The sequence below is a fragment of the Streptomyces actuosus genome (assembly GCF_016921115.1).
In the GTDB taxonomy this organism is placed as follows: Bacteria; Actinomycetota; Actinomycetes; order Streptomycetales; family Streptomycetaceae; genus Streptomyces; species Streptomyces actuosus_A.
In genome coordinates, this window is sequence record NZ_JAFFZS010000033.1 from 1 (window position 1) to 26,041 (window position 26,041).

The 26,041-nt window shown below is 72.3% G+C and carries 22 protein-coding genes and 1 pseudogene; 11 read left to right on the plus strand and 12 right to left on the minus strand.

From position 1 onward, the window contains the following. Window positions 1-137: 137 nt before the first annotated feature. A pseudogene (locus JS756_RS28920) lies at window positions 138-278 on the plus strand (PadR family transcriptional regulator); the annotation flags it as partial. 131 nt (window positions 279-409) lie between these two features. Here JS756_RS28920 and gad read toward each other — a convergent pair. Together gad and JS756_RS28930 are read right to left on the minus strand one after the other, a co-directional pair. Further along, window positions 410-1,822 (minus strand): glutamate decarboxylase, encoded by a 1,413-nt coding sequence (gene gad / locus JS756_RS28925; protein WP_205386195.1) that lies wholly within the window; start codon window positions 1,820-1,822, stop codon window positions 410-412. Between the two features lie 273 nt (window positions 1,823-2,095). Then, window positions 2,096-2,461, minus strand: coding sequence for a YbjQ family protein (locus JS756_RS28930; RefSeq protein WP_205386196.1), 366 nt, complete (start codon window positions 2,459-2,461; stop codon window positions 2,096-2,098). A gap of 132 nt (window positions 2,462-2,593) precedes the next feature. On the opposite strand from JS756_RS28930, the gene JS756_RS28935 reads away from it, so the two are divergent. Beyond that, window positions 2,594-3,724 (plus strand): DedA family protein, encoded by a 1,131-nt coding sequence (locus tag JS756_RS28935; protein ID WP_205386197.1) that lies wholly within the window; start codon window positions 2,594-2,596, stop codon window positions 3,722-3,724. A 121-nt stretch (window positions 3,725-3,845) separates the two neighbouring features. On the opposite strand, the gene JS756_RS28940 is transcribed toward JS756_RS28935, so the two are convergent. After that, complete coding sequence (locus JS756_RS28940) at window positions 3,846-5,507, minus strand: threonine/serine exporter family protein (RefSeq protein WP_205386198.1); 1,662 nt, start codon at window positions 5,505-5,507, stop codon at window positions 3,846-3,848. Window positions 5,508-5,680: 173 nt separating this feature from the next. Further along, complete coding sequence (locus JS756_RS28945; RefSeq protein WP_205386260.1) at window positions 5,681-6,172, minus strand: inorganic diphosphatase; 492 nt, start codon at window positions 6,170-6,172, stop codon at window positions 5,681-5,683. Between the two features lie 79 nt (window positions 6,173-6,251). Between JS756_RS28945 and dacB the strand changes: the two genes are divergently transcribed. The 6 genes from dacB (at window position 6,252) to folE (ending at window position 14,276) form a co-directional block, all read left to right on the plus strand. Next, window positions 6,252-7,856, plus strand: coding sequence for a D-alanyl-D-alanine carboxypeptidase/D-alanyl-D-alanine endopeptidase (gene dacB, locus JS756_RS28950; protein ID WP_205386199.1), 1,605 nt, complete (start codon window positions 6,252-6,254; stop codon window positions 7,854-7,856). 437 nt (window positions 7,857-8,293) lie between these two features. Further along, window positions 8,294-9,418, plus strand: a complete 1,125-nt coding sequence (locus JS756_RS28955) for a zinc-dependent metalloprotease (RefSeq protein ID WP_205386200.1) — start codon at window positions 8,294-8,296, stop codon at window positions 9,416-9,418. Window positions 9,419-9,611: 193 nt separating this feature from the next. Next, entirely contained in the window at window positions 9,612-10,655 is a 1,044-nt protein-coding gene (gene tilS, locus JS756_RS28960) for a tRNA lysidine(34) synthetase TilS (protein WP_205386201.1), read from the plus strand. A 77-nt stretch (window positions 10,656-10,732) separates the two neighbouring features. Next, window positions 10,733-11,293: a hypoxanthine phosphoribosyltransferase gene (gene hpt, locus JS756_RS28965; protein WP_205386261.1), complete on the plus strand. Its 561-nt coding sequence runs from the start codon at window positions 10,733-10,735 to the stop codon at window positions 11,291-11,293. A 184-nt stretch (window positions 11,294-11,477) separates the two neighbouring features. Beyond that, entirely contained in the window at window positions 11,478-13,517 is a 2,040-nt protein-coding gene (ftsH, locus tag JS756_RS28970) for an ATP-dependent zinc metalloprotease FtsH (RefSeq protein WP_205386202.1), read from the plus strand. A gap of 153 nt (window positions 13,518-13,670) precedes the next feature. Continuing rightward, window positions 13,671-14,276 (plus strand): GTP cyclohydrolase I FolE, encoded by a 606-nt coding sequence (gene folE, locus JS756_RS28975; RefSeq protein WP_205386203.1) that lies wholly within the window; start codon window positions 13,671-13,673, stop codon window positions 14,274-14,276. Window positions 14,277-14,667: 391 nt separating this feature from the next. Here the strand turns inward: folE and JS756_RS28980 are convergent, their stop codons facing one another. The 6 genes from JS756_RS28980 to JS756_RS29005 all read right to left on the minus strand — a co-directional run bounded on the left by JS756_RS28980 (window position 14,668) and on the right by JS756_RS29005 (window position 19,941). Further along, on the minus strand, window positions 14,668-15,156 hold the full coding sequence (locus tag JS756_RS28980) for a DUF3180 domain-containing protein (RefSeq protein ID WP_205386204.1): 489 nt from the start codon (window positions 15,154-15,156) through the stop codon (window positions 14,668-14,670). Between the two features lie 82 nt (window positions 15,157-15,238). Beyond that, a complete protein-coding gene (folK, locus tag JS756_RS28985) occupies window positions 15,239-15,850 on the minus strand; it encodes a 2-amino-4-hydroxy-6-hydroxymethyldihydropteridine diphosphokinase (RefSeq protein WP_205386205.1) in 612 nt (203 codons plus the stop codon). Then, complete coding sequence (gene folB, locus JS756_RS28990; RefSeq protein WP_205386206.1) at window positions 15,847-16,206, minus strand: dihydroneopterin aldolase; 360 nt, start codon at window positions 16,204-16,206, stop codon at window positions 15,847-15,849. The genes folK and folB overlap by 4 nt, the downstream gene beginning before the upstream one ends. A 258-nt stretch (window positions 16,207-16,464) precedes the next feature. Beyond that, window positions 16,465-16,968 (minus strand): nuclear transport factor 2 family protein, encoded by a 504-nt coding sequence (locus JS756_RS28995; RefSeq protein ID WP_205386207.1) that lies wholly within the window; start codon window positions 16,966-16,968, stop codon window positions 16,465-16,467. Next, entirely contained in the window at window positions 16,965-18,002 is a 1,038-nt protein-coding gene (gene folP / locus JS756_RS29000; protein ID WP_205386208.1) for a dihydropteroate synthase, read from the minus strand. Before folP ends, JS756_RS28995 begins: the two co-directional genes overlap by 4 nt. A 127-nt stretch (window positions 18,003-18,129) precedes the next feature. Beyond that, entirely contained in the window at window positions 18,130-19,941 is a 1,812-nt protein-coding gene (locus JS756_RS29005; protein WP_205386209.1) for a phosphatidylglycerol lysyltransferase domain-containing protein, read from the minus strand. Between the two features lie 225 nt (window positions 19,942-20,166). On the opposite strand from JS756_RS29005, the gene JS756_RS29010 reads away from it, so the two are divergent. Further along, entirely contained in the window at window positions 20,167-21,288 is a 1,122-nt protein-coding gene (locus JS756_RS29010; protein WP_205386210.1) for an alpha/beta hydrolase, read from the plus strand. Between the two features lie 324 nt (window positions 21,289-21,612). Further along, entirely contained in the window at window positions 21,613-22,884 is a 1,272-nt protein-coding gene (locus JS756_RS29015) for a hypothetical protein (RefSeq protein WP_307791173.1), read from the plus strand. 70 nt (window positions 22,885-22,954) lie between these two features. Here the strand turns inward: JS756_RS29015 and JS756_RS29020 are convergent, their stop codons facing one another. Together JS756_RS29020 and JS756_RS29025 are read right to left on the minus strand one after the other, a co-directional pair. Next, a complete protein-coding gene (locus tag JS756_RS29020) occupies window positions 22,955-24,325 on the minus strand; it encodes a PH domain-containing protein (RefSeq protein WP_205386212.1) in 1,371 nt (456 codons plus the stop codon). Further along, window positions 24,322-24,852, minus strand: coding sequence for a PH domain-containing protein (locus JS756_RS29025; protein WP_205386213.1), 531 nt, complete (start codon window positions 24,850-24,852; stop codon window positions 24,322-24,324). Before JS756_RS29025 ends, JS756_RS29020 begins: the two co-directional genes overlap by 4 nt. Before the next feature lie 31 nt (window positions 24,853-24,883). Here JS756_RS29025 and JS756_RS29030 point away from each other — a divergent pair, with 31 nt between their 5' ends. After that, entirely contained in the window at window positions 24,884-26,035 is a 1,152-nt protein-coding gene (locus JS756_RS29030) for an NADH-quinone oxidoreductase subunit D (protein WP_205386214.1), read from the plus strand. Window positions 26,036-26,041: the final 6 nt, after the last annotated feature.

Below are 26,041 nucleotides of genomic sequence, written 5' to 3' on the forward strand. Positions count from 1 at the left end.
GCACGCACTCTCGCTGCACCGGACGAAAGCCCGAGTACATCCAGTACGAGGGCTTCCGGCCGGCACACCGGGAGCACGCACCGGACGCCGCTCCTCGACGGGCGAACGTTGCCTGCCGCGGCACTAGTCTGGAGCGCATGTCAGCGATCCGTCTCCTCGTGCTGGGCGCCGTCCGCCAGTACGGGCGGGCCCGCGGCTACCAGGTGCGCAACGACCTGGAGTGCTGGGGCACGCACGAGCGGTCCAACGCCAAGCCCGGGTCGAACTACCACACCCTTGGCGGTGCGGAGTCGCCGCGCTCAGCCGTTGACCGCCGCAGCCCGGAGGGCCCGGACGGCCCCGAGGGCCCCGAGGGACCGGAAGGGGTGAGGGGGTTGATGGGGCTGCAGGGCCAGGTGGGTCAGGAGGGTCAGTGGTGGAAGCTGGTGGCCGCCGCCCGGTCCGACGTCTGCGGACGGGGCTGCCGGCGCAGCTCCGGCAGCAGCTGCGACAGGTCGTCGAGGAACAGGTCGCCGAGGTCCGCGGAGAAGCCGTTGCGGCACACGACCCGCAGCACGGACAGGTCCTCGCGGTGGGGCGGGAACGTGTACGCCGGCACCAGCCAGCCCTTCTCGCGCAGCCGCCGGGAGACGTCGAACACGTCGTAGGCCCGCACCTCCGGTGCTGTGGTGAAGGCGAACACCGGCAACTCGTCGCCCCGGGTCAGCAGCCGGAAGTCGCCGAGCGCCTCCACCCGCTCGGCGACGCTCCGGGCCACGTCCCGCGAGGCCTGCTGCACCGTGCGGTAGCCCTCGCGGCCCAGCCGCAGGAACGTGTAGTACTGCGCGACGACCTGGGCGCCCGGGCGGGAGAAGTTGAGTGCGAAGGTCGGCATGTCGCCGCCCAGATAGTTGACCCGGAACACCAGGTCCTCCGGCAGCGCCTCGGCGTTTCGCCACAGAGCCCAGCCGACCCCTGGGTAGACCAGCCCGTACTTGTGCCCCGAGGTGTTGACGGACGCCACCCGCGGCAGCCGGAAGTCCCACACCAGTTCCGGGTCGAGGAACGGGGCGATCATGGCTCCGGAGGCGCCGTCGACGTGCACCGGGATGTCGAGTCCGGTGCGCTCCTGGAGGGCGTCCAGCGCCGCGCACAGCTCCTCGACGGGTTCGTACGACCCGTCGAAGGTGGAGCCGAGGATGCCGACGACCCCGATGGTGTTCTCGTCGCAGAGGTCCGCCGCCGCCTGCGCGTCGAGGTGGTAGCGGTCGCCCTCCATCGGCACCTGGCGGGCCTCCACCTCCCAGAAGTTGCAGAACTTCTCCCAGCACACCTGGACGTTCACGCCCGTGATCAGGTTGGGGCGGGCGCCCCCGCCGGGGTACCGGTCCGCGTTCCGCTCGGCCCACCGTCGCTTCAGGGCCATCCCGGCCAGCATGCACGCCTCACTGGAGCCGGTCGTCGAGCAGCCGACCGCGGACGACGGGTCCGGCGCGTTCCACAGGTCCGCGAGCATCGCCACGCAGCGGCGCTCCAGTTCCGCGGTGCGTGGGTACTCGTCCTTGTCGATCATGTTCTTGTCGCGGCACTCGGCCATCAGGATGCCCGCCTCGGGCTCCATCCAGGTGGTGACGAAGGTGGCCAGGTTCAGGCGGGAGTTCCCGTCCAGCATCAGCTCGTCGCGCACGAGCTGGTGGGCCGTCATGGGCGGCATGGGCGCCTGCGGCAGCCGGTGCTTGGGCGGCGCCTCCGCCATGCCGCCCAGCGGATTCGCCACCCCGTAGAAGGGGTTCACGGACACGAGGCGCTCGTCGGGCTTCTCGGGACCTTTGTGCAACGCCATGGGTGCGTCTCCCAGTTCTCTGAATTCTCCCGGTACTCCAGGATCTGCCGGTCCGCCCGGATCTCCCGGCCTTCCCGGGCGGCTGTCTCCCGGCGTCACCGGGCGGTGGTTTCCCCGGGCTCGTCCGGGGTGCGGTCGGCCCGCCCGGTCCCACCGCTCCGACCGGTCCCGCCGGGTGCCGTTCTCCGGGTCCCCTTGCGCTGCCGGTACGTTCGGCGAGGGCCGCCGACCGACGTGGGCCGCGGCGCCACCGGTGCGCCCGCCCGGCGCGGACTACTCCGGGGCGAGGACCACCGCCGTGCCGTACGCGCACACCTCGGTGCCCACGTCGGCCGCCTCGGTCACGTCGAAACGGAACATCAGCACGGCGTTCGCACCCCGCGCGCGTGCCTGCTCGACGAGCCGCTCCATGGCCTGGCTGCGGGTCTGGACCAGCGTCTTGGTGAGCCCCTTGAGCTCGCCCCCGATCATCGATTTCAGACCGGCGCCGATCTGGCTCCCCACATGGCGGGACCGCACGGTCAGTCCGAAGACCTCGCCGAGGACCTCCTGGACGCGATGGCCTGGGACGTCGTTCGTCGTCACCACGAGCACGTCCGGCCGAGGGCTCTGGCCGCCGCCGTAGTCGTCAATACCCATGGCTCACAGCTTTGCCCCAGCCCGGCCACAGTGCATCCTGGGAGCGTCCGTGGAACCTGGGCCACGACCGCTGCGTTGATACTTTTGGGCAGCCAACCCCGCCCGTCCCCCATCAGCAGGAGCCACAGTCCCGTGACCACGCTTGCGCTCGGCCCCGAGTGGCTCAGCCCGGACTACCTGATCCAGACCTTCAGCCTGGCCGGCATCCTGCTGATCGTCTTCGCCGAGTCCGGCCTCTTCGCCTTCCTGCCCGGCGACTCCCTGCTGTTCACCGCGGGCCTCTTCGTGGCGCAGGGGCAGTACATCAGCCAGCCGCTGTGGCTGGTGTGCACCCTGATCGTGCTGGCCGCCGTCCTCGGCGACCAGGTGGGCTACATGATCGGCAAGTTCTTCGGCCCGAAGCTGTTCAGCCGGCCCGACTCACGGCTCTTCAAGCAGGAGAACCTGGACAAGGCCCACGAGTTCATGGAGCGGTACGGCCCCAAGGCGATCGTCCTGGCCCGTTTCGTGCCGATCGTGCGGACGTTCGCGCCGATCGTGGCGGGCGCCGGGCGGATGAAGTACCGCACGTTCCTCACGTACAACGTCGTCGGCGGCGCAGCCTGGGGTACGGGTGTCACCCTGGCGGGTTACTGGCTCGGCCAGATCGACCTCATCAAGAGCAACGTCGAGGCGATCCTCGTCCTGATCGTGCTGGTCTCCGTGGTACCGATCGCCATCGAGTACCTGCGCGAGCGCGCCAAGAGGAAGCGCGCCGCAGCGCAGCCCGCCGCCGTGCAGTCCGCCCCCGGGCAGCCCACCGGCGGCCTGCCGCCGGTCATGGACGACGCCACGACCCAGCTGCGGCGCGTCGACCCGGCCCAGCCGCCCCAGCAGGACCAGGGCGGCACCAGCGCATACGGCGGCCGGTACGGTGCCCAGCCCGCCCACGGCCGGCAGCAGCCGTACGCCCCCCAGTCCCCGGCCCCGCAGCCGTACGCCCCGCAGCCGCAGCAGCCGTACGCCCCCCAGTCCCCGGCCCCGCAGCCGTACGCCCCGCAGCCGCAGCAGCCCTACGCCCCCCAGCCGCAGCCGCAGCAGCCGTACGCCCCCCGGACCCACCAGGGCTACGGTCAGGGCGACCAGGACTACGGCCGGCCCCCTCAGGGCTACGACCAGTCCCCGCAGGGCCACGGTCAGCACCAGCAGGGCGTGGGCCCGTCCCAGCAGGGGTACGGCGGTCGGCAGCCCTACGACGGCCAGTACCCGTACGACCAGGGCTGACAGCCCGCCGTGAGAAGGGTGCGGGGCGCCCGCGCCCCGGGCCGTCACAGCCGGAACCCGCTCCCGCACCGCCGCACGTGGCCGCTCGGGCGGCCTGCGGGACGCCGAGGGCCCCCGGACCTCAGAAGCCTCGCGTCCGCTTCGCGGCCCGTCGCTTCTCCGCGGACCCGACCTGCAGGAACAGCCGGGAGATCTCCGACCCGAGGTTGACCCCGATGGCGATCGCCATGGCGAGCGCCGCCGCCTTGGTCAGGAACGCCAACCCCTTGTCCACCTCGTTCTGCGCGATGGCCAGCAGCCCGAAGTAGGTGGCCGAACCCGGCAGCAGCGGTCCGATCGCGGCGGTCGTGTAGGGGAGCGCGGAGGCGAACCGGTAGCGCGACAGCAACTGCCCGAACAGCCCCACCAACCCCGCCGCCACTGCCGTGGAGGCGACCGGCGACAGGTCGCCCGTGTAGCGCATCGCGCCGTACACCGTCCAGGCGACGCCGCCGTTCAGGGTCACGGCCAGCACGGTGGACCGTTCCTGCTGGAGCAGCACCGCGAAGGTGAGCGACAGCAGCATCGACGCGCCGATCTGCCACAGCGGCCGTTGGGAGACGCTCAGGGCGGCATCGGGATTGAGGTGGGCGTCCAGCTGCACCCCCAGGTAGAGCACCACCAGCACGCCGACGACGATGCCCACGAAGAGATACAGGACCTCCAGCAGCCGCGCCGAGGCGGTGATGTAGAAGCCGGTCAGCCCGTCCTGCACACCCGCCACCAGCGCCCGTCCCGGCAGCAGCGCGAAGAGTCCACCGGTGATGACCGCGGACGCCTTCACGTCGACGTGCGCCAGCGTCAGCGCGACGCCCATCGCCGCGGGCGGCATCGCGGCCACCGTGAACTGGTAGAACTCCGGAAGCCCGCGCCCCGCGGACAGCCACGCCAGCCGGTCGCCGAGCATCGCGCCGACCGCCGCCGCGACGAACACCAGCGCACCACCGCCGACCAGCACCGAGGCCGCGCCGGCGAGCAGCCCGCTCGCCAGGGTCAGCACCCAGGTCGGATAGGGGTGCCGGTTGCGCCGGATCTCCGCGAGCCGCCGGTACGCCTCCTCCAGGGAGACATGGGTCTCGGGGTCGCTGAGGTCGTCCACGAGCTGGAACACGGCCGCCAGGCGCGTGTAGTCGGTGCCGCGCCGCCGTACCGTCCGGGACGCCGTCACCGGGTCCTCCACCAGCGACGGCTGGTAGGAGATCGCCAGCAGGGTGAAGGTCACGTTGGGTTCGCAGCGGTCCAGCCCGTAGGAGCGGCAGACGGCGAACATCGCCGCCTCCACGTCCTCGGCGCCTTCGCCGCCGGCCAGCAGCAGCTCGCCGATACGCAGCGTCAGGTCGAGCACGCGCGGGACGGCCGGGCCGCCCTCCTCCACCCGCAGCACCGGCTCCGGCGCCGGCCGCTCCGTCACCGACATCCGCAGCATGGTGCGCATCCGGTCCTGCCACGGCACGTCCTTGGTCAGACTGACCGCGGGGACCCCGGCGGGCGGGGTGAAGGCCGCCGGTGCGCCCTTGGCGCTGTAGGTCCTCGGCGCGTTGAACGCCGATCCCTCCGGCTCGGCCTGGGGCACCTGCGGCACGTCCAGACCCCGGGGCACGGCGAACTCCGACGTCGTCTCCGGCTCCGCGCCGCCTCTCGGCACGACCAGCCCCCGCGGAACGGCGAACTCGGACGTGATCTCGGAGTCGTAGGAACTCCGTGCCTCGTCCGACTGCGGCTTGCGGTCCTCCGTCTCCGTCACTTGCGCGGCACTCCCTCTACGACACCTCCGTCAGGCCTCAGTATGCGCACACACGCCGGGTCGGGTGGCCACCCGGATACGCGGGATCCGTGGGACAGCCGGATACCCGGGACACGCGGATACGCGGACGGGCCGCACGCGTGCGCGTGCGGCCCGTTCCGACAGCCGGTGGCTCAGTGACCGCCCTGCTCCTCGAAACGCTTGTAGGACCGCTCGATCTCGGCCTCGGCGTCGGTGCGGCCGACCCAGTCGGCGCCCTCGACGGACTTGCCGGGCTCCAGGTCCTTGTACACCTCGAAGAAGTGCTGGATCTCCAGGCGGTCGAACTCGGAGACGTGGTGGATGTCGCGCAGGTGCTCCACACGCGGGTCCGTCGCCGGGACGCACAGCAGCTTGTCGTCGCCGCCCGCCTCGTCGGTCATGCGGAACATGCCGATGGCGCGGCAGCGGATCAGGCAGCCCGGGAAGGTGGGCTCGTCCAGGATGACCAGGGCGTCGAGCGGGTCGCCGTCCTCGCCGAGGGTGTTCTCGACGAAGCCGTAGTCGGTCGGGTAGGCGGTCGAGGTGAAGAGTCGACGGTCCAGGCGGATCCGACCGGTCTCGTGGTCCACCTCGTACTTGTTGCGCGAACCCTTCGGAATCTCGATCGTGACGTCGAACTCCACCGGTGGCTCCTCCATGATCAGCACATACTTCGGGTGATTAAGTGTCCCTCACGCTGGTGTGTGATCGCGAAAGGGGCTGGTGGTCGTGCCGGAACTGAGGCCTTGGCGGGGCACGCGACCGCGCGTGGCACGGTTCACCGCCGCCGTACGGCCGCGTCTCGCACGTGCCGCGACGGCCGTCCGGCCGCGGGTCGCGCGGCTTGCACAGACCGCGAAACCGCACGTCACACGCATGACGCGGCCGAACGCCAACAAGACCTGGCAGTACACCGCGGGCGCGGCCACCGCCGGTCTGGCGCTGGCCGCCGGTGTGGTGACCGCCGTGGGTCCCTGGGACGCCACGGGTCAGCGTACGGCCGAGCGGGAGTGGGCGGCCGCGCAGGAGCACACGGGTGGCGCAGATCACGGCCGCCCCTCGGGCACCGCAACCGCAGGTCCCCGGCCCGCCCCGAGCGCCGCCGTCGTCCTCACGGGCCTCGGCGGCGGCGTCAACACCGTGAAGTCGGCGCCGACGACCCTGGACGCCGCCGCCCTCGCCGGGGTGCTGGGCCCGCTGCTCGACGCGCCCGGACTCGGTGCCCGGCACGCCGCCGCCGTCGTCGACGTCGCCACCGGTGAGCGCCTGTACGGTGCCGGTGCCGACCAGGGTCTGACGCCCGCCTCGACCACCAAGATCGCCACCGCGGTCGCCGCGCTGTCCGCCCTGGGGCCCGACCACCGCTTCACCACCCGCGCCGCGCTGGAGCCCGACACCGGCGAACTGGTCCTGGTCGGCGGCGGCGACCCCACGCTCACCGCCCGCGACAAGGCCGAAGGGTGGGCCGACCTGCGCACGCTGGCCGCGGACGCCGCCGCGGCCCTGAAGAAGCAGGGCGTGCGGAAGGTCACGCTGTCGTACGACACCACCCTGTTCGCCGGGCCCGGACTTCACCCCATCGGGGTCAACGGCAACGTCGCCCTCGTCACCGCCCTCGCGGCCGACGAGGGCCGCACCGACGACTCCACCAGCGGACCCACGCGCCGCGTGCCGGACCCGGCGGCGGCCGCGACGCGCTCGTTCGCCGGGTTCCTGGCGGAGCACGGCATCAAGACCACCTCACCGGGCCCCTCGAAGGCCACCGGCCGCGCCCGGACCCTCGCGACGGTGTCCTCCCCGCCGCTGTCCCGGATCGTCGAGCGGATGCTCACCCACAGTGACAACGACATCGCCGAGGCACTCGCCCGCCAGACCGCCGCCGCGACGGGCGAGCGCACCGACTTCGCCGGCGCGGGCCGGGCCGTCCGCGCCCAGCTGGAGAAGCTGGGCCTGCCGCTGAAGGGAGCCGTCTTCCACGACGGCAGCGGCCTCGACCGCACCGACCGGCTCACCGCGGACCTGCTGACCGCCCTGCTCGTCGAGGCGGGAGACCCTGCGCGGCCCGACCTCCGGCCGGTCCTCACCGGCCTGCCGGTGGCGGGCTTCACGGGTACCCTCACCAGCCGCTACACCGACGGGGCGGCCGGCGTCGTGCGCGCCAAGACGGGCACCCTGACCGGAGTGAACACCCTCGCCGGGACCGCTGTCGACCGGGACGGCCGCCTCCTGGCCTTCGCCTTCCTCGCCTCGGGGACGACGGATCCCTGGGCGGCGCAGAAGGCGCTGGACACGGCGGCGACGGCCCTGGCGGGCTGCGGCTGCCACTGACGCCGCACGACCGGGGCCCGGCGCGGCGGCGGCCGACGGCGTTCCGCGAAGGGCGGTCGACGGCGTCCCCGGTGGCCTCGTCTCGGCTCACCGCGGTGGCCGGGCGGGCCGGCGGCTCGTCAGTGGCGGCGCCGCGGACGACGGCGCGGTCGGCCACGGCGCGAGCGACCGGCTACCGGGCGTCCCGGCCCGCGCGGCGCACGCGACCGGCCGGGTGCACGTGCGGCAGTCGACGGACGGTCCGGCGCAGCGGCAGGCCCTGCGGGGCGGCAGCGCCTGCGGACCGCGGTCAGCGGCTCCGCTGCGGGCGGGGCGGCGCTCGTCCCGGCGACCGGGGCGCGTCCCGGCGGCGACTCGGGCGCCGTCGGCGTCGGGCCCGGCCCCACCGGGGCTCCCGCGGCCTGCCCCCAGCGCCGGAGCTCACGTACCGTTGACGCATGACGAGCATCGGTGGAGCCGAGATGGTCGACTGGAATCTCGCGGTGGCGACCGCGACCCGGCTCGTACGGCCGGGCCCCGAGGTGAGCCGAGACGAGGCCAGGGCCGTCGTCGCGGAGCTGCGCCGGCACGCCAAGTCCTCGGAGGAGCACGTCCGGGGCTTCACCCGGATGGGCACCGACGTCACCCACGACACCCCGGTCCTCGTCGTCGACCGTCCCGGCTGGGTGCGGGCGAACGTCGCCGGATTCCGGGAGATCCTCAGGCCGCTGCTGGAGAAGATGCAGGAGCGCCGCGGCAACAGCGCCGGCGGCGCGGTCCTCGGAGCCGTCGGCGGCAAGGTGACCGGGGTCGAACTCGGCATGCTGCTGTCCTTCCTGGCCTCCCGCGTGCTCGGCCAGTACGAGACCTTCGCCCCCGCCACCCGCGACCTGCCGACCGGTGAGAACGGCGGCGGACGGCTGCTCCTCGTGGCCCCGAACATCGTCCACGTGGAGCGCGAACTCGACGTGCAGCCGCACGACTTCCGCTTGTGGGTGTGCCTGCACGAGGAGACGCACCGCACGCAGTTCTCCGCGGTGCCGTGGCTGCGCGACCACCTGGAGGGCGAGATCCAGGCTTTCCTCGCCGAGACCGACGTCGACCCGACGACCGTCCTGGAACGGGTCCGGGAGGCCGCCCAGACACTCGCCGGCGGCCGTCCCGAGGGCGAGGAGGACGACGGCGGCCGGTCCCTGGTCGAGCTGGTGCAGACCCCCGCCCAGCGGGAGGTCCTGGGGCGCCTCACCGCCGTGATGTCCCTGCTGGAGGGGCACGCCGACTTCGTCATGGACGGGGTCGGACCGGACGTCGTGCCGACCGTCTCCGAGATCCGCGAGAAGTTCCAGCAGCGCCGCGCCAAGGGCGCCTCCCGCCTCGATCTCGCCCTGCGCAAGCTGCTGGGCCTGGACGCCAAACTGCGGCAGTACCGGGACGGTGAACGCTTCGTGGCGGCCGTCGTGGACCAGGTCGGCATGGACGGCTTCAACCGCGTGTGGACCTCGCCCAACACCCTCCCCACCAAGGCGGAACTCGCGAAACCGGCGGAGTGGGTCGCGCGGGTCCACCACACGCCGGAGGCGTGAGCCGCCCGGCGAACGTCGTGCGACACGTCCGGCCCACGGCAGACGAACGCCCTCCCAATCACCCGTCCGAGGGACCGTGGGCCGTGGACAGGCGTGCAATGCTCAGGGAACCGCCCGTTTCTGTCACCATCTACACACTCTGAGTGACCGACTCGGGCTCACCCCCCGAAAAACTTCATGAAGGGAACCGGACATGGGTCCCCATCCTGCGGTCGCGGCGATACGCCTGGCGGTCCGCCGCGTCCTCCACGACATCCTCACCGAACACAGCGACACCGACGCCCCCGCAGCGGCGCCGGCGCACCGCACGCCCGTGAGCCCGAGCGCGCCGCTCGTCCTCGTGGCCTGCTCCGGCGGCGCCGACTCCATGGCCCTCGCCTCCGCCCTCGCCTTCGAGGCCCCCCGGCTCGGCCTGCGCGCGGGTGGCGTCACCGTCGACCACGGGCTGCAGTCCGGCTCCGACACGCGCGCCGCGGACGTCGTCCAGCGCCTGCGGGAACTCGGCCTGGACCCGGTGATGTCGGCCGCCGTCACCGTCGGCCGCGGCGGCGGTCCCGAAGCCGCCGCCCGCGACGCCCGCTACGCCGCCCTCGACGCCGCCGCCGAACACCACGGCGCCACCGCGGTCCTGCTCGGCCACACCCGCGACGACCAAGCGGAAACCGTCCTGCTCGGCCTCGCCCGCGGCTCCGGCACCCGCTCCCTGTCCGGAATGGCCGCGGTCTCGGGGGCCGGCGGCCGTTACCGGCGTCCCTTCCTCCAGCTCGACCGGCAGACCGCCCGCAAGGCCTGCATGGTCCAGTCCCTGCCCGTCTGGGACGACCCGCACAACTCCGACCCCGCCTACACCCGCTCCCGGCTGCGCCACGAGGGACTGCCCGCTCTGGAGAAGTGCCTGGGCAAAGGTGTCGTCGAGGCCCTCGCCCGTACGGCCCAGCTCTCCCGCGACGACGCCGACGCGCTCGACGCGTGGGCCGGCCAGGCCGAGGCCGGCGTCCGCGACGCCGCCGGCCTGCTGGAGTGCGCCAAGCTCTACGCCCTGCCGCCCGCCGTCCGCCGCCGCATCCTGCGCCGCGCCGCCATCGAGGCGGGGGCCCCGGCCGGCTCGCTCTTCGCCCGCCACATCGAGGAAGTCGACCGGTTGATCACCGGCTGGCGCGGTCAGGGCGTCATCAATCTGCCCGGCAAAGTCGTCGCCCAGCGGCAGGGTGGCAGACTGGTGATTCGGCAAGGCTGAATCCGGAGCTCCCACCGGCCCGCTGACGCGGGTCCCGGAGGTCCGGCACAGGCCGGTGGGACGACCGACCGAAAGTGATGCGGGTGGACGCGAAAGACATGGGTGCCGACCTCAAAGAGGTGCTCATCACCAAGGAAGAGATCGACGCGAAGCTGGCCGAACTGGCCGCGAAGATCGACGCGGAGTACGCGGGCAAGGACCTGCTGATCGTCGGCGTCCTCAAGGGCGCGGTGATGGTCATGGCCGACCTCGCCCGGGCGCTGTCCACCCCGGTCACCATGGACTGGATGGCCGTGTCGTCGTACGGCGCGGGCACCCAGTCCTCCGGCGTCGTACGGATCCTCAAGGACCTCGACACCGACATCAAGGGGCGGCACGTCCTGATCGTCGAGGACATCATCGACTCCGGTCTGACGCTGTCCTGGCTGATCAACAACCTCGGCTCCCGCGAGCCCGCCTCCCTGAAGGTGTGCACGCTGCTGCGCAAGCCGGACGCCGCCAAGGTCGCCATCGACGTGGAGTGGGTCGGCTTCGACATTCCCAACGAGTTCGTCGTCGGCTACGGCCTCGACTACGCCGAGAAGTACCGGAACCTCCCGTTCGTCGGTACGCTCGCGCCCCACGTCTACGGTGGCTAGCACAGCGCCGTAGGACGCGGGTCGAAGACCGGGAACCCCGGCGGCCGTCGCGCCGTTGGACCATGCAGACGGGATTGCCAGCCGTCCTGTGCGGCTTCGGGCCACAATGCTGGGGTACCGTCAGAAGAACTGTCTTATCAAACTCACTGTGGCAGGAGGGACGGGGCGGCACCGCTCCGTGTGGATGGACGTGAAGCGATACTTCCGTGGGCCGGTCATGTGGATCGTGCTGGCCGTCCTTGCCGTGGTCGTGTTGATGCAGGTCGTCGGCTCGTCCGGCGGCTATAAGACGGTGGACACAGGTCAGGTTGTCCAGGCGATCAACGAGAACAAGGTCGAGTCGGCCAAGCTCACCACCGGTGACGAGCAGACCATCAAGGTCACGCTCAAGGACGGCGAGAAGATCAAGGACAGCTCGAAGATCCAGGCGAGCTACATCGGCGACCAGGGCGTGACCATCGCCAGCACGCTGCAGAGCAAGTTCGAGCAGAAGCAGATCCCGCAGGGTTACACGGTCTCACCGTCCAAGCAGAACCCGTTCGTCGGCATTCTGCTGTCCCTGCTCCCCTTCGTCCTCATCGTCGTCGTCTTCCTGTTCCTGATGAACCAGATGCAGGGCGGCGGCTCCCGAGTGATGAACTTCGGGAAGTCGAAGGCCAAGCTCATCACCAAGGACACCCCCAAGACGACGTTCACCGACGTCGCGGGCTGCGACGAGGCCGTCGAGGAGCTCCAGGAGATCAAGGAGTTCCTCCAGGAGCCGGCCAAGTTCCAGGCCGTCGGCGCCAAGATCCCCAAGGGCGTGCTGCTGTACGGCCGTCCCGGTACCGGCAAGACGCTCCTCGCGCGCGCCGTCGCCGGTGAGGCCGGGGTGCCCTTCTACTCGATCTCCGGTTCCGACTTCGTCGAGATGTTCGTCGGTGTCGGTGCCTCCCGGGTCCGCGACCTCTTCGAGCAGGCCAAGGCGAACGCCCCGGCGATCGTCTTCGTCGACGAGATCGACGCGGTCGGCCGCCACCGCGGCGCCGGCCTCGGCGGCGGTCACGACGAGCGCGAGCAGACCCTGAACCAGCTGCTCGTCGAGATGGACGGCTTCGACGTCAAGGGCGGCGTCATCCTGATCGCCGCGACCAACCGGCCGGACATCCTCGACCCGGCGCTGCTGCGCCCGGGCCGTTTCGACCGGCAGATCGCCGTCGACCCGCCGGACCTGCAGGGCCGCCTGGAGATCCTCAAGGTCCACCAGAAGGGCAAGCCGGTCGCCCCCGACGTCGACCTGAACGCCGTGGCGCGTCGGACCCCCGGCATGACCGGTGCCGACCTGGCGAACGTGCTGAACGAGGCCGCCCTGCTGACGGCCCGCAGCAACAACAAGCTGATCGACAACAAGATGCTGGACGAGGCGATCGACCGCGTCGTGGCCGGCCCGCAGAAGCGGACCCGGATCATGTCGGACAAGGAGAAGAAGATCACCGCGTACCACGAGGGCGGTCACGCCCTGGTCGCGGCGGCCTCCCCGAACTCCGACCCGGTGCACAAGATCACCATCCTGTCCCGCGGCCGGGCGCTCGGCTACACGATGGTCCTGCCCGACGAGGACAAGTACTCGACCACCCGCAACGAGATGCTCGACCAGCTCGGTTACATGCTGGGCGGCCGTGCGGCGGAGGAACTGGTCTTCCACGACCCGACCACCGGCGCGGCCAACGACATCGAGAAGGCCACGAACGTGGCCCGCGCGATGGTCACGCAGTACGGCATGACCGAGCGTCTCGGCGCCATCAAGTTCGGCGGTGACAACAGCGAGCCCTTCCTCGGCCGTGAGATGGCTCACCAGCGTGACTACTCGGAAGAGGTCGCCGCGCTGGTGGACGAGGAGGTCAAGAAGCTCATCGAGAACGCGCACAACGAGGCCTGGGAGATCCTGGTCGAGAACCGCGACGTCCTCGACAACCTCGTCCTGGCCCTTCTGGAGAAGGAGACCCTGGGCAAGGAGGAGATCGCCGAGATCTTCGCCCCGATCGTGAAGCGCCCGCCCCGGCCCGCCTGGACCGGATCCTCGCGCCGCACGCCGTCCACCCGTCCGCCGGTGCTCTCCCCCAAGGAACTCGCGCTGACGAACGGTGCCAACGGCGCCACTCCGGCGATCAGCACCGTCAAGTCCACGGCGGCCGAGTCCGCCCCGGCCGCCGAGCCGGCCACGGAGGACCGCACGGACGGCTGACGCCGAAGCGACCGCGCCGGGCCCGGTGGCCCACCGGGCCCGGAATGGATGCCGCGCCCCCCTGGTTCTAGCCTGGGGGGCGCGGCATCTTCGTATGTCCGCGGATCGGACGCGTGGCCCCCACGCGCGAAAGGCACAGGAACGAGGCACCAGATGACCGACCCCGTGACGCTGGACGGCGAGGGAACCATCGGCGAGTTCGACGAGAAGCGCGCCGAGAACGCCGTTCGCGAACTGCTGATCGCGGTCGGAGAGGACCCGGAGCGTGAGGGGCTCAGGGAGACGCCGGCCCGGGTGGCCCGCGCCTACCGGGAACTTCTGGCCGGCCTGCGGCAGGAGCCCGAAGACGTTCTGACGACGACGTTCGACCTGGGCCACGACGAGATGGTCCTGGTGAAGGACATCGAGATCGTGTCCCTGTGCGAGCACCATCTGCTGCCGTTCCACGGTGTGGCCCACGTCGGGTACATCCCGGCGGAGACCGGCAAGATCACGGGCCTGTCGAAGCTGGCACGGCTCGTCGAGGTGTTCGCGCGCCGCCCGCAGGTGCAGGAACGACTCACCACGCAGATCGCCGACTCCCTGATGAAGATCCTGGAGGCGCGGGGCGCGATCGTCGTCGTCGAGGCCGAGCACATGTGCATGTCGGTGCGCGGCATCAGGAAGCCCGGTGCGAAGACCACGACGTCGGCGGTGCGGGGCCAGCTGCGGGACGCCACGACGCGGGCAGAGGCGATGAGCCTGATACTGGCACGCTGACCAGCCACCCAGCCACCCAGCCACCAGCCACCAGTCACCAACCGATTGGCACCAGCCGATCGGCCGACCCGTCGGCGCCGGATGCCGGGGACGGGCCGCGCATCTGGCGTGGGGTCGTGCTTCGGCAGGTCACGGCAGGTCATGGCAGGGAGCGCGCCGGGATCCTCCACGGCGCGGTCCGTCCTGGGGCGGCCGAGCTTCACCGCGGTGGTCCGAGCGGCCGTGCCGCACGACGGTGGTCCCGGCCGGGGCGCCCTTGACCGCTGCGTACCGGACCCCGGAAGGCGTGTCGGAAGGCGTGACGGGACCCACGGCCCCGGGGGGCGTCGGCGGGGGCGGCTCGGGGGTGGCCCGCTGCCAGGGGCCCGGTGGGCCGCGACCGCGACCGCGGTCAGGACGCCGGAGAGGTTCCCGCGCCGTTGTGCTCGTCGTCCTCCGGGAGCTTGCAGACGCGCTCCAGGAAAATGGCCGCCGCTATGACCGCGATGCCCGCCAGGACGGAGAAGCCTGCGTAGATGGCCTGGTCGCGGCGGGCGGGGATGTCCAGGTACTCCAGCAGGAACACCCCCGTGCCGCCGTACATGCCCGCGACCAGGGCGGCGACCAGGGCACTGGCCTGGCCGAAGACGACCGCGCGGGCCGCCATCAGGGGGTCGACGCCCTTGGCGTCGGGACGCCGCTCGCGCTGTGCCTTGAAACGGGCCCGCAGGGACACGGCCGTCGCCAGCAGCACGACGGCGATCAGGGCGAGCACGATGGGGGCGGCCAGGGGCACGCGGGGGAGTGTCCCCACCGCGTTCCACAGCCGGGCGCCCGCCCAGGACAGCACTCCGGCGACGACGAACACACCGGCCAGCACCCTGATGCGCAGCTCTTTCACGGTGTCCTTTCAGCTCCCCGGACATGGTCGAGGACGGCCCGCCCGAGGTCCGGCCGTCCCGTGGTCGTCTTGACCTTAACGACTACTCGGGCAGCTGGAGTTCCAGGTCCTCGCGCGGGGTCACGCCGTCACGGGTGACCGTGTCGAGCAGCTCGGCGACGGGTCCGCGGCCGTGCAGCAGGGCCTCCGGGTCCACGTCGTGCCAGGGCGCGAGAACGAAGGCGCGTTGGTGGGCGCGGGGATGGGGGAGGGTGAGCTGCGGGTCGTCGGAGACGACCGAGGCGTAGGCGACGATGTCGACGTCGAGGGTGCGCGGGCCCCAGCGCTCGTCGCGGACGCGGTGGAAGGCCTCTTCCACCGCGTGCGCCCGCTCCAGCAGGGAGGACGGCGGCAGCGTGGTCCTGAGGACGACGACCGCGTTGAAGTACGACGGCTGGCTGCCCGGCTCCACCCCCCACGGTTCGGTCTCGTACACGGGGGAGACCGCCTTGACCCGCACGCCGGGGGTGTCCTCCAGCGCGTCGACGGCTCCCTGGAGGTTCTCCAGGCGGTTGCCGAGATTGGAACCGAGGGCGATCACGGCCCGCTGGGGGTTCTGGAGCGTGGTGTCGGCGGCGTCCACCGTCTCGACGACGGAGGCGGGCACCGGCTGGACGGTCGGGTCGCTGTGACCCCCGGTGAAAGGCGCGGTCATACTCGGCTCCGGGTGATGGTGACGGTCACGTCGTCGAAGGGGACGGTGATCGGCGCGCTCGGCTTGTGAACGCAGACCTCGACCTCCTCGACCCCCTTGTGCTTCAGACAGGCCTGGGCGATGCGCTCGGCGAGCGTCTCGATGAGGTCGACGGGCTCGCCCTGCACGACCGCGACCACCTCCTCGGCCACGATGCCGTAGTGCACGGTCTTCGCCAGGTCGTCGTCGGCCGCGGCCGGCCGGGTGTCCAGGCCGAGGACGAGGTCGACGACGAAGGTCTGTCCCTCCTCGCGCTCCTCGGGGAACACTCCGTGGTGCCCGCGGGCCTTCAGGCCGCGCAGCGCGACACGATCCACGCGAATCACTCCTGCAATCGTCGGTAGCGGCCGGTGTCTGCCGTGTGCGGGCGGCAGGTCGGCCTCGGTCGAATCTACCTGCGGGCACCGACGGCACCGGGCCGAGGGGGCGCGACGCCGGTCCGGGGCGCTCAGGGTTCATCGCACGTTCCCCTTGGGGAACCTGCCGCTCACGGTTTGGTAGCCGCGTATACCCGCGGCACGGTGATTCCAACCGCTCCTTGGTCCCCGCGGAGGGCCTCCCCGGGGACCGCGCCCTCATGCGGGTGACCCGTCGTCCTCGTCCTCGTCGTTCTCGGCCAGCACGGGGGAGGCGTGGTGGGACCAGAGCTTCCAGCCCTCGGGCGTGCGGCGGAACACGTTGGTGGCGACCACCAACTGGCCGACCAGGGGCCCCAGCTGCTCCCCCTCGCCGGGTGCGGGGCCCCCACTGAGGATGTTCTCGGTGCAGGTCACCAGAGCGGTGTCGCCGGTGACCGAGACGTGCACGTCGGTGAGGAAGAACTGGATGTAGTCGGTGTTCGCCATGATCAGCGCGTACGACCTGAGGACCTCGCCGCGTCCGGTGAGCACCGGCCAGCCCGGGTGCACGCAGGAGATCACGCCGGTGTCGGCCGGATCGTGGTACTCCTCGTCGACGCCCAGGTCGGACGGGGTGAGCCAGAGGGCGGAGACCTGCTCGAAGTCGCCCTGCTCCAAGGCCTCGTAGAAGGCGGTGTTGGCGGCCTCGACCTGCTCGACGTCCGTGTGGGGGGCGCTCACCGGGGTCCTTCTGCGCTGCGGGCGCCCTCTGCGCCGTGCCGCGCGGCGCGGCCGGCAGTGTCCGCGCCCGGCGTGACCTCGGTGGTACGCGCCCCGCGCACTGCGTCCGCGCCCGGCGCGCGCTCCGACGGGCGCGCCTCGGTAGGAAGTCCCGCGCCCAGCGCGTGCCCTGTGGCCCGCGCCTCCTCCACGGCCTGAGCGACCCGTACGGCGTCGGCCGTGGCGCGCACCTCGTGCACGCGCACAGCCCAGGCGCCCGCGTGCGCCGCGAGCGCGGAGACGGCCGCGGTCGCCGCGTCGCGCTCCCGGGCCGGCGGCGGGGAACCGTCACGCCCGGCGAGCACGCGGCCGAGGAACCGCTTGCGGGAGGCGGCGACGAGCAGCGGATGGCCCAGGGCCAGCAGCCGGTCGAGGTGGGAGAGGAGGGCCAGGTCGTGCTCGGCGTTCTTGGAGAAGCCGAGACCGGGGTCGACGACGATGCGCTCGGGCCCGATTCCGCCCTCCAGGACGGCCTCCACGCGCGCGCGGAGTTCCTCGGCGACCTCGGTGACGACGTCCTCGTAGACGCCCTGCACGTTGCCCCCCTCCAGGAAGCCGCGCCAGTGCATGACGACGAACGGGGCGCCGGCGTCCGCGACCGCCGGGATCATCGCCGGGTCGGCGAGGCCGCCGCTGACGTCGTTCACGAGGGCGGCGCCGGCCCCGAGGGACCGCTCCGCCACACTGGCGCGCATCGTGTCGACGGAGACCACGACGCCCTCCGAGGCGAGGCCCCGCACCACCGGGATGACGCGCCGCAGCTCCTCGGCCTCGTCCACCCGCGTGGCGCCGGGTCGCGTGGACTCCCCGCCGACGTCGACGAGGTCGGCGCCCTGCGCGACCAGGTCGAGGCCGTGCTTGACGGCGGCTGTCGTGTCGAACCAGCGGCCACCGTCGGAGAAGGAATCCGGGGTCACGTTCACGACGCCCATGACGGCGCAGCGGTCCCATGCCGGAAGGCCCGCGACGCTCCCGCGTCCGCTGTGGTTGCTCATATGTTCAGCGTAGGCCCCGTACCGGGGCCTCAGCGCCGTGCGGCCCGGACGGAAGTCCCCGGCTGGAGGGGGAGGGGCTTCCGTCCGGGCCAGTCCGGTGCGTCCGCTGCCATCCGGATGTCTGCGATCAGGCGGCGCGGACGTCCCGCTCGGCCACCGCGTGGGCGCACGGGCGGGCGCCCGGCGTCCGCCGGCGCAGGAAGCGCGGCAGCGCAAGAGCCAGGTCGACGAAGCCCTCCGCCTGCATGGCGGCGAAGCCGATGCGCGGCAGGTCGGCGGAGGCCCGGTAGACGACGAAACGCGGTTCCCAGCGGGGCTGGAACTTGGCGTTGAACTTGTACAGGGACTCGATCTGGAACCAGCGCGAGAGGAAGACGAGCAGCCCGCGCCAGGCCCGCAGCACCGGGCCCGCGCCGATCTTCTCGCCGCGGGCCAGCGCCGAGCGGAACATGGCGAAGTTGAGGGACACGCGTGTGATGCCGAACTTCGGGGCCGCCTGCAGAGCGGCCACGATCAGCAGCTCGTTCATGCCGGGGTCGGCGGCCCGATCGCGGCGCATGAGGTCCAGGGAGGCCCCGTCCCCGCCCCACGGCACGAAGTGCAGGATGGCCTTCAGATCGCCGTACGGGCCCGGCTCGGTGTCGGCCTTGTGGGCGGTGGCGATGAGGCAGTCGCCGTCGGAGGGGTCGCCGATGCGGCCGAGCGCCATGGAGAAGCCGCGTTCGGTGTCGGTGCCGCGCCAGTCCTCGGCGGCCCGGCGGATCCGGTCCAGCTCGGCCTCGCCCAGGTCACGTACACGACGGACCCGGGTCTCGTAACCGGCCCGCTCGATGCGCTTGACCATCTGGCGCACGTTGCGCATCGCGCGGCCGGCGAGCGAGAAATCCGCGACGTCCACCACCGCCTCGTCGCCGAGTTCGAGGGCGTCGAGCCCGGTCTCCCGGGTCCACACCTCGCCACCGGTCTCCGAGCAGCCCATCACGGCGGGCGTCCAGGAGTGCGCCTTGGCCTCGTCCATGAAGCGCTCGATGGCGCCCGGCCAGGCCTCGACGTCACCGATGGGGTCGCCGCTGGCGAGCATCACGCCGGAGACGACGCGGTAGGTCACCGCGGCCTTGCCGCTGGGGGAGAAGACGACGGCCTTGTCGCGGCGCAGCGCGAAGTGGCCCAGGGAGTCGCGGCCACCGTGCTTGTCCAGCAGGACCCGCAGCCGCTCCTCGTCCTCCTCGGTGAGGCGGGCGGCCGGGTGCTCGGGCCGGAAGGCGAAGTAGACGGTGGTGACCGCGGTCAGCAGGCCCAGGGCGCCGAGGGAGAAGGCGACCGTCCAGGAGGTGCTGTCCTGGTAGTCCACCGGGCCCTCGAAGCCGAACAGGCCGTAGAGCACGTGGGTGAGGCGGTCGGCCAGGCTCGGGCTGCCGACCATGCGATCGGGGTGGACGCTGACGATCACGCAGCCCAGGGCGAGGGAACCGGCGCTCATCAGCACGAAGTTGGCGAGCGCGCGCCAACGGCTGCGCGGGTCGGGCAGTGCCGCGAACTGGTCGCGGTGGACGAGCAGCGGCGCGAGAAGCGCCAGCGAGATGATCACCCCGAGGAGCGAGTGCCGGTAGGTGAACTGTGCCGCCGCGCCCAACGGCAGCAGCGCCACGGCGGCCCGCCAGGCCCGGCGCTTGCCGCGCTTGAGGCCGTGCGCGAGCAGCAGGAGCAGGACGCCCGCGCTCAGCGAGAGCGCCGCGGCGAACGGGCCGAACGATCCGGGCAGTACCTCCGCGAGGGCGTGCATCCGGCTGTGCCGGAAGCGCGGGAAGACGCCCGCGGCGACGTCCAGCAGGCCCACGACCGTGCAGGCCCGGGCGACGAGGACGGGAACGGCCTCGGGGCGCGGACCCCGCACCAGGTGACGCACGCGGCTTGATCGACTCGGAACCCCGCCGGACATTTCCCCATCTTCCCTGACAGACATCGCATCCCGTAGTTCTGCGAGAGACCTTGAATCCGGTGCCACTTCGGGCATCCGGCGACATTGCGCCCTCTAGGACGGTGTCTCGGGGGGAGAGGTTCACTCACCCCGTCAAAGCCGGTTCAAAGGCCGGGGAAAGTCCAGGGCAAGTCCTCGCGAAGGGGCGGGAGGCGGCCGGGACGGAAAGCGCAGGCAGGAATCCTCATGGGGCTCATGAGCAAAAAGGTGCTGGTACTGGCGGTCCTCGTCGCCGTACTGCTCTTCGTCGGCACGGTGTGGCTGTGGCCGCGGCTGGCCAGGCGGAACTGGCGGGCCGTCAGCGGGCGCGTCGGTCTGCTCTTCGCCACACAGGTGTCGCTGTTCGCCTGCGTGGGTCTCGTCGCCAACCAGGCTTTCGGTTTCTACGCCAGCTGGGCGGACCTGTTCGGGCAGGAGACCGCGCAGGGCGTGGTGGTCGACCACACCGTGGGCCGAGGCCAGGACGGCCCCCTGCGTGTCCTTGACACACGGCGCGTGGCGGCGCGGGGCGGTGTCCGGCCCGAGACCGGGGGCCAGATACAGAAGGTCGCGATCGCCGGCCGCACGACCGGTATCGCGACCCCCGCCTACGTCTACCTGCCGCCGGAGTACTTCCAGGCGCAGTACCGCACACGTACGTTCCCCGCGGCGGTCGTGCTGACCGGGTACCCGGGTACGGCCGAGGCGCTCGTGGACAAGCTGCACTACCCGCGCACCGCACGCGCACTCGCGCGTGACGGCCGCATGCAGCCGATGATCCTGGTGATGCTCCGGCCGACGGTGGCGCCGCCCCGCGACACCGAGTGCGTCGACATACCGGGCGGGCCGCAGACGGAGTCGTTCTTCGCGAGGGACCTGCCCGAGGCCGTCGGCGGTCACTACCGGGTGGGCACGGAGGCCGGCAGCTGGGGCATCGTGGGCGACTCCACGGGCGGCTACTGCGCGCTGAAGGTGGCCATGCACCACCCGCGGACCTTCGCGGCGGGAGTCGGCCTGTCGGCGTACTACAAGGCGCCGATCGACCCGACCACGGGAGACCTCTTCCACGGTGACACGTTGCTGCGCAACCGCGCGGACCTGTTCTGGTGCCTGGAGCACGAGGCGGCGCCCGACACCTCACTGCTCGTCACCAGCAGCAAGCTCGGAGAACCCAACTACAAGGCCACGACGAAGTTCATCCAGCGGGTGAAGGCGACCGGCCGGACACGGGTCTCGTCGATCGTCCTCGAATCCGGCGGGCACAACTTCAACACGTGGCGGCGCGAGATCCCGCCGGCCCTGGAATGGCTGAGCGGACGCCTCTCCTGAGCCGCCGCCGACGCCCCGCCCGGCGCTGGCCCCCTGCCGTCGCAGCGTCCTGCCGACGGCGCTCGCGACGCCGTTCCCGACGCTGTCCCGGGCGCGATTTCCGGGTGCTTCGGAGCGCACGGCCGCCGTCGTCCTGTGAGGCGTCGTGCGTTGGCTGTTTTTTGCGGGGCCGGGCACCACGATTCGCCTACGCGCGGTAAGTTTCTGGCCATGCCACGTGGACGTCACCGCCATTCCCCGCCCTTGCACAGGCTGATGCCTCCTTCGGCGATCGCCGGCGTGTCACTGGTGTGCGCGTTCGGCCCGTGGGTGTTCACGGAACCCATGGTGCTGCGCACCCTGGCGGCCGTCGCCGCAGCGACGGCCGGCGTGGGCGCGGCCGTCATGCGGCGGTGGGACGGGCAGGCGGGCAAGCAGGTGGCCGACCTCGCGCGGGCGCGTGCCAGTGACGAGTGGCGGCACGAGGAGCGGATCGCCGAACTGGAGACCGATCTGGAGGAGTCGCGCGAGCTGCGCGGCAAGCTGGAGAAGCGGCTGCGCGCGAAGCGGGCCGAGCTCGCGGGCCTGCGCAACGAGCACGCGTCCCTGCTGCGGCGTTACGCCACCGCCGAGACCGAGCGCGCCAGTGCCCTGGAGGGCCGCCGACTGCTGGAGATAGAGACCGTGGCACCGTCCACGGCCCCTGCCCTGCCGCCCGCGCCGGTGCGTGAGAAGGACCCGTCCGGGACGGGCAGGGCGACGGGAACGGCCGAAGCCGCCGAGGCCGAGTCCGAGTCCGAGGAGGCCACCGACGCCGCGCACACCGAGGACGGCACCGACGCAGCGGACGACAGCGACGCCGTGGAGGGCGCGGACGCCGAGGACGCCGCTGAGGACGAGGCGCCGGGGCCGGCGCCGACGGTGTTCTCGCCCGAGGGCTCCCAGCTGTTCATGCGCGCGCAGGCGGCGCTGGCCCGCCTCGACGCCGCCGACCCGGCCGCCGCCGAGCAGGAGAGCCCCGCCGGGCAGGGGACGGAGAGCGCCCTGGACGTCCTGATGCAGGCCGCGCCTCCTGCCCCGGCCGAGCCGGCCGAACGGTTCGAGCAGGTCGAGCAGGTCGAGCAGGTCGAGCAGAGTGTCCCCGTCGGGGACACGGTCGGTGTGCCGGCCGAGGACGCGCGGGAGGACGACGCCCAGGGGAAGCCCGAGGCGGTCGACGCCCACGCGCGTGCGACCGCCGCCCCCGAGCCGCCGAAGGACCCCGCCACGGCGCCTCGGCCCGCCGCCCAGCAACCGCCCTCCGGGCACTTCACCGTGCCGACCGCGGTGGCCGTCGCGCCCGCCGCACCGCCCGTCCGGCGCCCGGCGACCGAGGGCGGGTTCGACTTCTTCGGCGCGAAGAACGCGCCGACGGCCGACGCCCTGGAGGCCGTGCAGAACGAAGACCTCGCCGACGTCGTCGGTCAGGAGGCCCTGGCCCTGCACAAGGCCGAGACCGAGGGCGGATTCAAGCAGGCCGGCGCACAGACGCGCGGCGCGGGCCAGGTGATCGACCTGACGGCCCACGACGAGACGCAGCAGATCGACGTCCAGGGGCTGCGCAGCGCGGCGTCCTGACCGCGGCCACGAGCGTGGCCGCGGTACGCCGTGCCTCCGGCGGGCCGCAGCCCGAGCCGCGGCCCGCCGCTCACGTCATCCAGCGGTCCGGGCGTGCGTCCCTGCGGCCCGTCCGGGACCGCTCCGCCTGCCCGCGCAGCAGTTCCGCGGCCTCCCCGGCGTCCCGCAGGCGCGCCGTCACCGTGCCGCCGGCGCCGCTGTCCACCCGCAGGTCGGCAAGGCCCCACCAACGCTGCCACGGCCCCTGGGTGAGCCGTACGCTCTGCACCTTCGCATGCGGCACCAGCGCCAGGACACGCCCCAGCAGCCCGTGCCGTGCCGCGAACACCCCGCCGGTGACGGCGATGCCGTATCCACGCCACCACAGCGGCACACACCGGCCCGCGCGCCGTGGCGCGGGCGACAGCGACGCGGCGCGGGGCACGGTCACGCCGGGCAGCCCGCGCGCGACGATCTCCTCTGCGGCCTCCCGGGGGGCGACGGGCACCAGCACCGAGTTGTCGGATCCGGCCACGTCCAGTTCGACCCGCACCCAGCTCCCCCCGCGCTGCGCCCGGCCCCGACGCCGCGCCCCCCACCATCGCCACAGCAACGGCTCGATGATCCGCACACTCTGCACCCGCCCCGGCGGCACCGTCTCGTGGGCGCGGTCCAGCAGCCCGTGATCGATGCGCAGCCCGTCGGGTGATGCGCTCACCGACCAGTCGTACTCGCCGACGAACCGCCCCACGCTGCTGGCCCCCGCCGCGCCCAGCAGCGGCAGCGCGGTCGCGAGGACGGTCCACACGCTCCCGGTGGCCAGCCACAGCACCGAGGGAACGACGAGCGCGGCGAGCAGCGAGCCCCAGGTCGCTCCCGTCAGTACGAGTGCGACGGCGAGCACACGCGGGGGCACACGCAGCAGCTCGCGCGCCGGTGCCTCTCCCACGTCGTGCGCCGTCTCGGGCGCGAACCCGGCGGCGCGCGCGAGCAGCTCCGCGCGCAGCGCACGCGCCTCGCGCTCTCCCAGGAAGGCGAGTTCGTCCTTCTTGCCGGTGCCGACGACATCGAGCCGCAGTTTCGCCACACCCGCCACGCGCGCGAGGAGCGGCCGCGTGACGTCGATCGCCTGGATGCGCTCCAGCCGGATGTGCGCGGTGCGGCGGAAGAGCAGGCCCGTGCGGATCCGCAGGTCCGTGCCCGTCACGGCGAAGTGGGTGAACCACCACGACAGGAAGCCGTACAGGGCGGCGGCGGGGACGATCACGGCGACCGCGATCAGCAGAGTGGTCGTCGTGAGCCGGGTCAGCTGGCGCTGCGCCTGGTCGGGGTCGTGCACCGCCCAGCCGACGATCACCGCGAAGGGCGCCCACGCCCGCCGCAGCGGCGTCACCGGGTGCAGCCGCCGCTCGGTCACCGGCTCCGCCCCGCGCACCTCGTCGTCGGGTTCGCGGGTCGTCACAGCCCCGCCGATCGGGCCTCGCCCAGTTCACTGAGCCGGTCCCGCAGCCGTTCCGCCTCGGCGGGGTGCAGCCCGGGGATGGCAGCGTCGGTGGCGGCGGCGGCCGTGTGCAGCTGGACGCTGGCCAGGCCGAAGCGCCGCTCGACCGGTCCCGAGGTGACCTCGACCAGTTGCATGCGCCCGTACGGCACGACGGTCTCCTCGTGCCACAGCACACCCCGACTGATCAGCAGGTCGTCGGCGCGCTCGGCGTACCGCCAGGACCGCCAGTTGCGACCGAGCAGCACCCAGCCCCACGCCGCCGGCGCGAGCGGCAGCAGGGTGAACGCCGCCCAGGCGGGACCCACGAGGATGCCCGGCACCAGCCCGGCGGCCAGCGCCAGCAGGCCCAGCCACACCACCAGCAGCATCCGGCGCATCCGCAACAGATCGGGTGGCAGTCCCGTCCACACCGGCTCGTCCACCGGAGCCCGAGCTGTCTCTTCCGCCCCGCTTCGCCCCGCAGCGGGCGCGCTCCCCGTCTCCATACCGCCAGCCTACGTAGGGGAGACTGTGTCCATGACTCCTACGACGGAGACCATGGTCGGTATCGGCGGTGCCGCGGAGAGCACCGACATGGTGCTCAACATCGGGCCCCAGCACCCCTCCACGCACGGCGTGCTGCGGCTCCGGCTCGTGCTGGACGGAGAGCGCATCACGCACGCGGAGCCGGTGATCGGCTACATGCACCGCGGCGCGGAGAAGCTGTTCGAGGCGCGCGACTACCGCCAGATCATCATGCTCGCCAACCGGCACGACTGGCTGTCGGCGTTCTCCAACGAGCTGGGCGTGGTCCTCGGCGTGGAGCGGATGCTCGGCATGGAGGTCCCCGAACGCGCGGTGTGGACGCGCACCCTGCTCGCCGAGCTCAACCGGGTGCTCAGCCACCTGATGTTCCTCGGCTCCTACCCGCTGGAGCTGGGCGGGATCACCCCGGTGTTCTACGCCTTCCGGGAGCGCGAGGTCCTCCAGAACGTCATGGAGGAGGTCTCCGGAGGGCGCATGCACTACATGTTCAACCGTGTCGGCGGCCTCAAGGAGGACCTCCCGGCCGGATGGGCGGCACGTGCGCGTGCCGCCGTCGCGGCCGTGCGCTCCCGCATGGACGTCTTCGACGACCTGGTGCTCGGCAACGAGATCTTCCGGGGGCGCACGCGCGACGTGGGCGTCCTCACCCCGGAGGCCGTGCACGCCTACGGCGTGAGCGGACCCATCGCACGTGCCTCCGGCGTCGACTTCGACCTGCGCCGCGACGAGCCGTATCTCGCCTACCCGGAGCTGCAGGACGTGCTGAAGGTGGTGATCCGGACCGAGGGAGACTGCCTCGCCCGGTTCGAGTGCCTCCTTGAGCAGACGCACAACGCCCTCGACCTGGCCGACGCCTGCCTCGACCGCCTCACCGGCCTTCCGCCCGGCCCCGTCAACCAACGGCTGCCGAAGGTGCTGAAGGCGCCCGAGGGCCACACCTACGCCTGGACCGAGAACCCTCTCGGCATCAACGGCTACTACCTGGTGAGCAAGGGCGAGAAGACCCCGTACCGGCTGAAGTTGCGGTCCGCGTCGTACAACAACATCCAGGCGCTGACGCAGCTGCTGCCGGGGACCCTGGTCGCGGACATGGTGGCGATCCTGGGGTCGATGTTCTTCGTGGTCGGCGACATCGACAAGTAGCGGGCC

Coding starts and splice junctions, on each gene's coding strand:
- gad (WP_205386195.1), bottom strand. CDS start 1,822: ATGGCGTTGCACAAAGGTCCCGAGAAGCCCGACGAGCGCCTCGTGTCC.
- JS756_RS28930 (WP_205386196.1), bottom strand. CDS start 2,461: ATGGGTATTGACGACTACGGCGGCGGCCAGAGCCCTCGGCCGGACGTG.
- JS756_RS28955 (WP_205386200.1), top strand. CDS start 8,294: ATGACGAGCATCGGTGGAGCCGAGATGGTCGACTGGAATCTCGCGGTG.
- tilS (WP_205386201.1), top strand. CDS start 9,612: ATGGGTCCCCATCCTGCGGTCGCGGCGATACGCCTGGCGGTCCGCCGC.
- hpt (WP_205386261.1), top strand. CDS start 10,733: ATGCGGGTGGACGCGAAAGACATGGGTGCCGACCTCAAAGAGGTGCTC.
- ftsH (WP_205386202.1), top strand. CDS start 11,478: ATGGACGTGAAGCGATACTTCCGTGGGCCGGTCATGTGGATCGTGCTG.
- folE (WP_205386203.1), top strand. CDS start 13,671: ATGACCGACCCCGTGACGCTGGACGGCGAGGGAACCATCGGCGAGTTC.
- folK (WP_205386205.1), bottom strand. CDS start 15,850: ATGACCGCGCCTTTCACCGGGGGTCACAGCGACCCGACCGTCCAGCCG.
- folP (WP_205386208.1), bottom strand. CDS start 18,002: ATGAGCAACCACAGCGGACGCGGGAGCGTCGCGGGCCTTCCGGCATGG.
- JS756_RS29005 (WP_205386209.1), bottom strand. CDS start 19,941: ATGTCCGGCGGGGTTCCGAGTCGATCAAGCCGCGTGCGTCACCTGGTG.
- JS756_RS29010 (WP_205386210.1), top strand. CDS start 20,167: ATGGGGCTCATGAGCAAAAAGGTGCTGGTACTGGCGGTCCTCGTCGCC.
- JS756_RS29015 (WP_307791173.1), top strand. CDS start 21,613: ATGGTGCTGCGCACCCTGGCGGCCGTCGCCGCAGCGACGGCCGGCGTG.
- JS756_RS29025 (WP_205386213.1), bottom strand. CDS start 24,852: ATGGAGACGGGGAGCGCGCCCGCTGCGGGGCGAAGCGGGGCGGAAGAG.
- JS756_RS29030 (WP_205386214.1), top strand. CDS start 24,884: ATGACTCCTACGACGGAGACCATGGTCGGTATCGGCGGTGCCGCGGAG.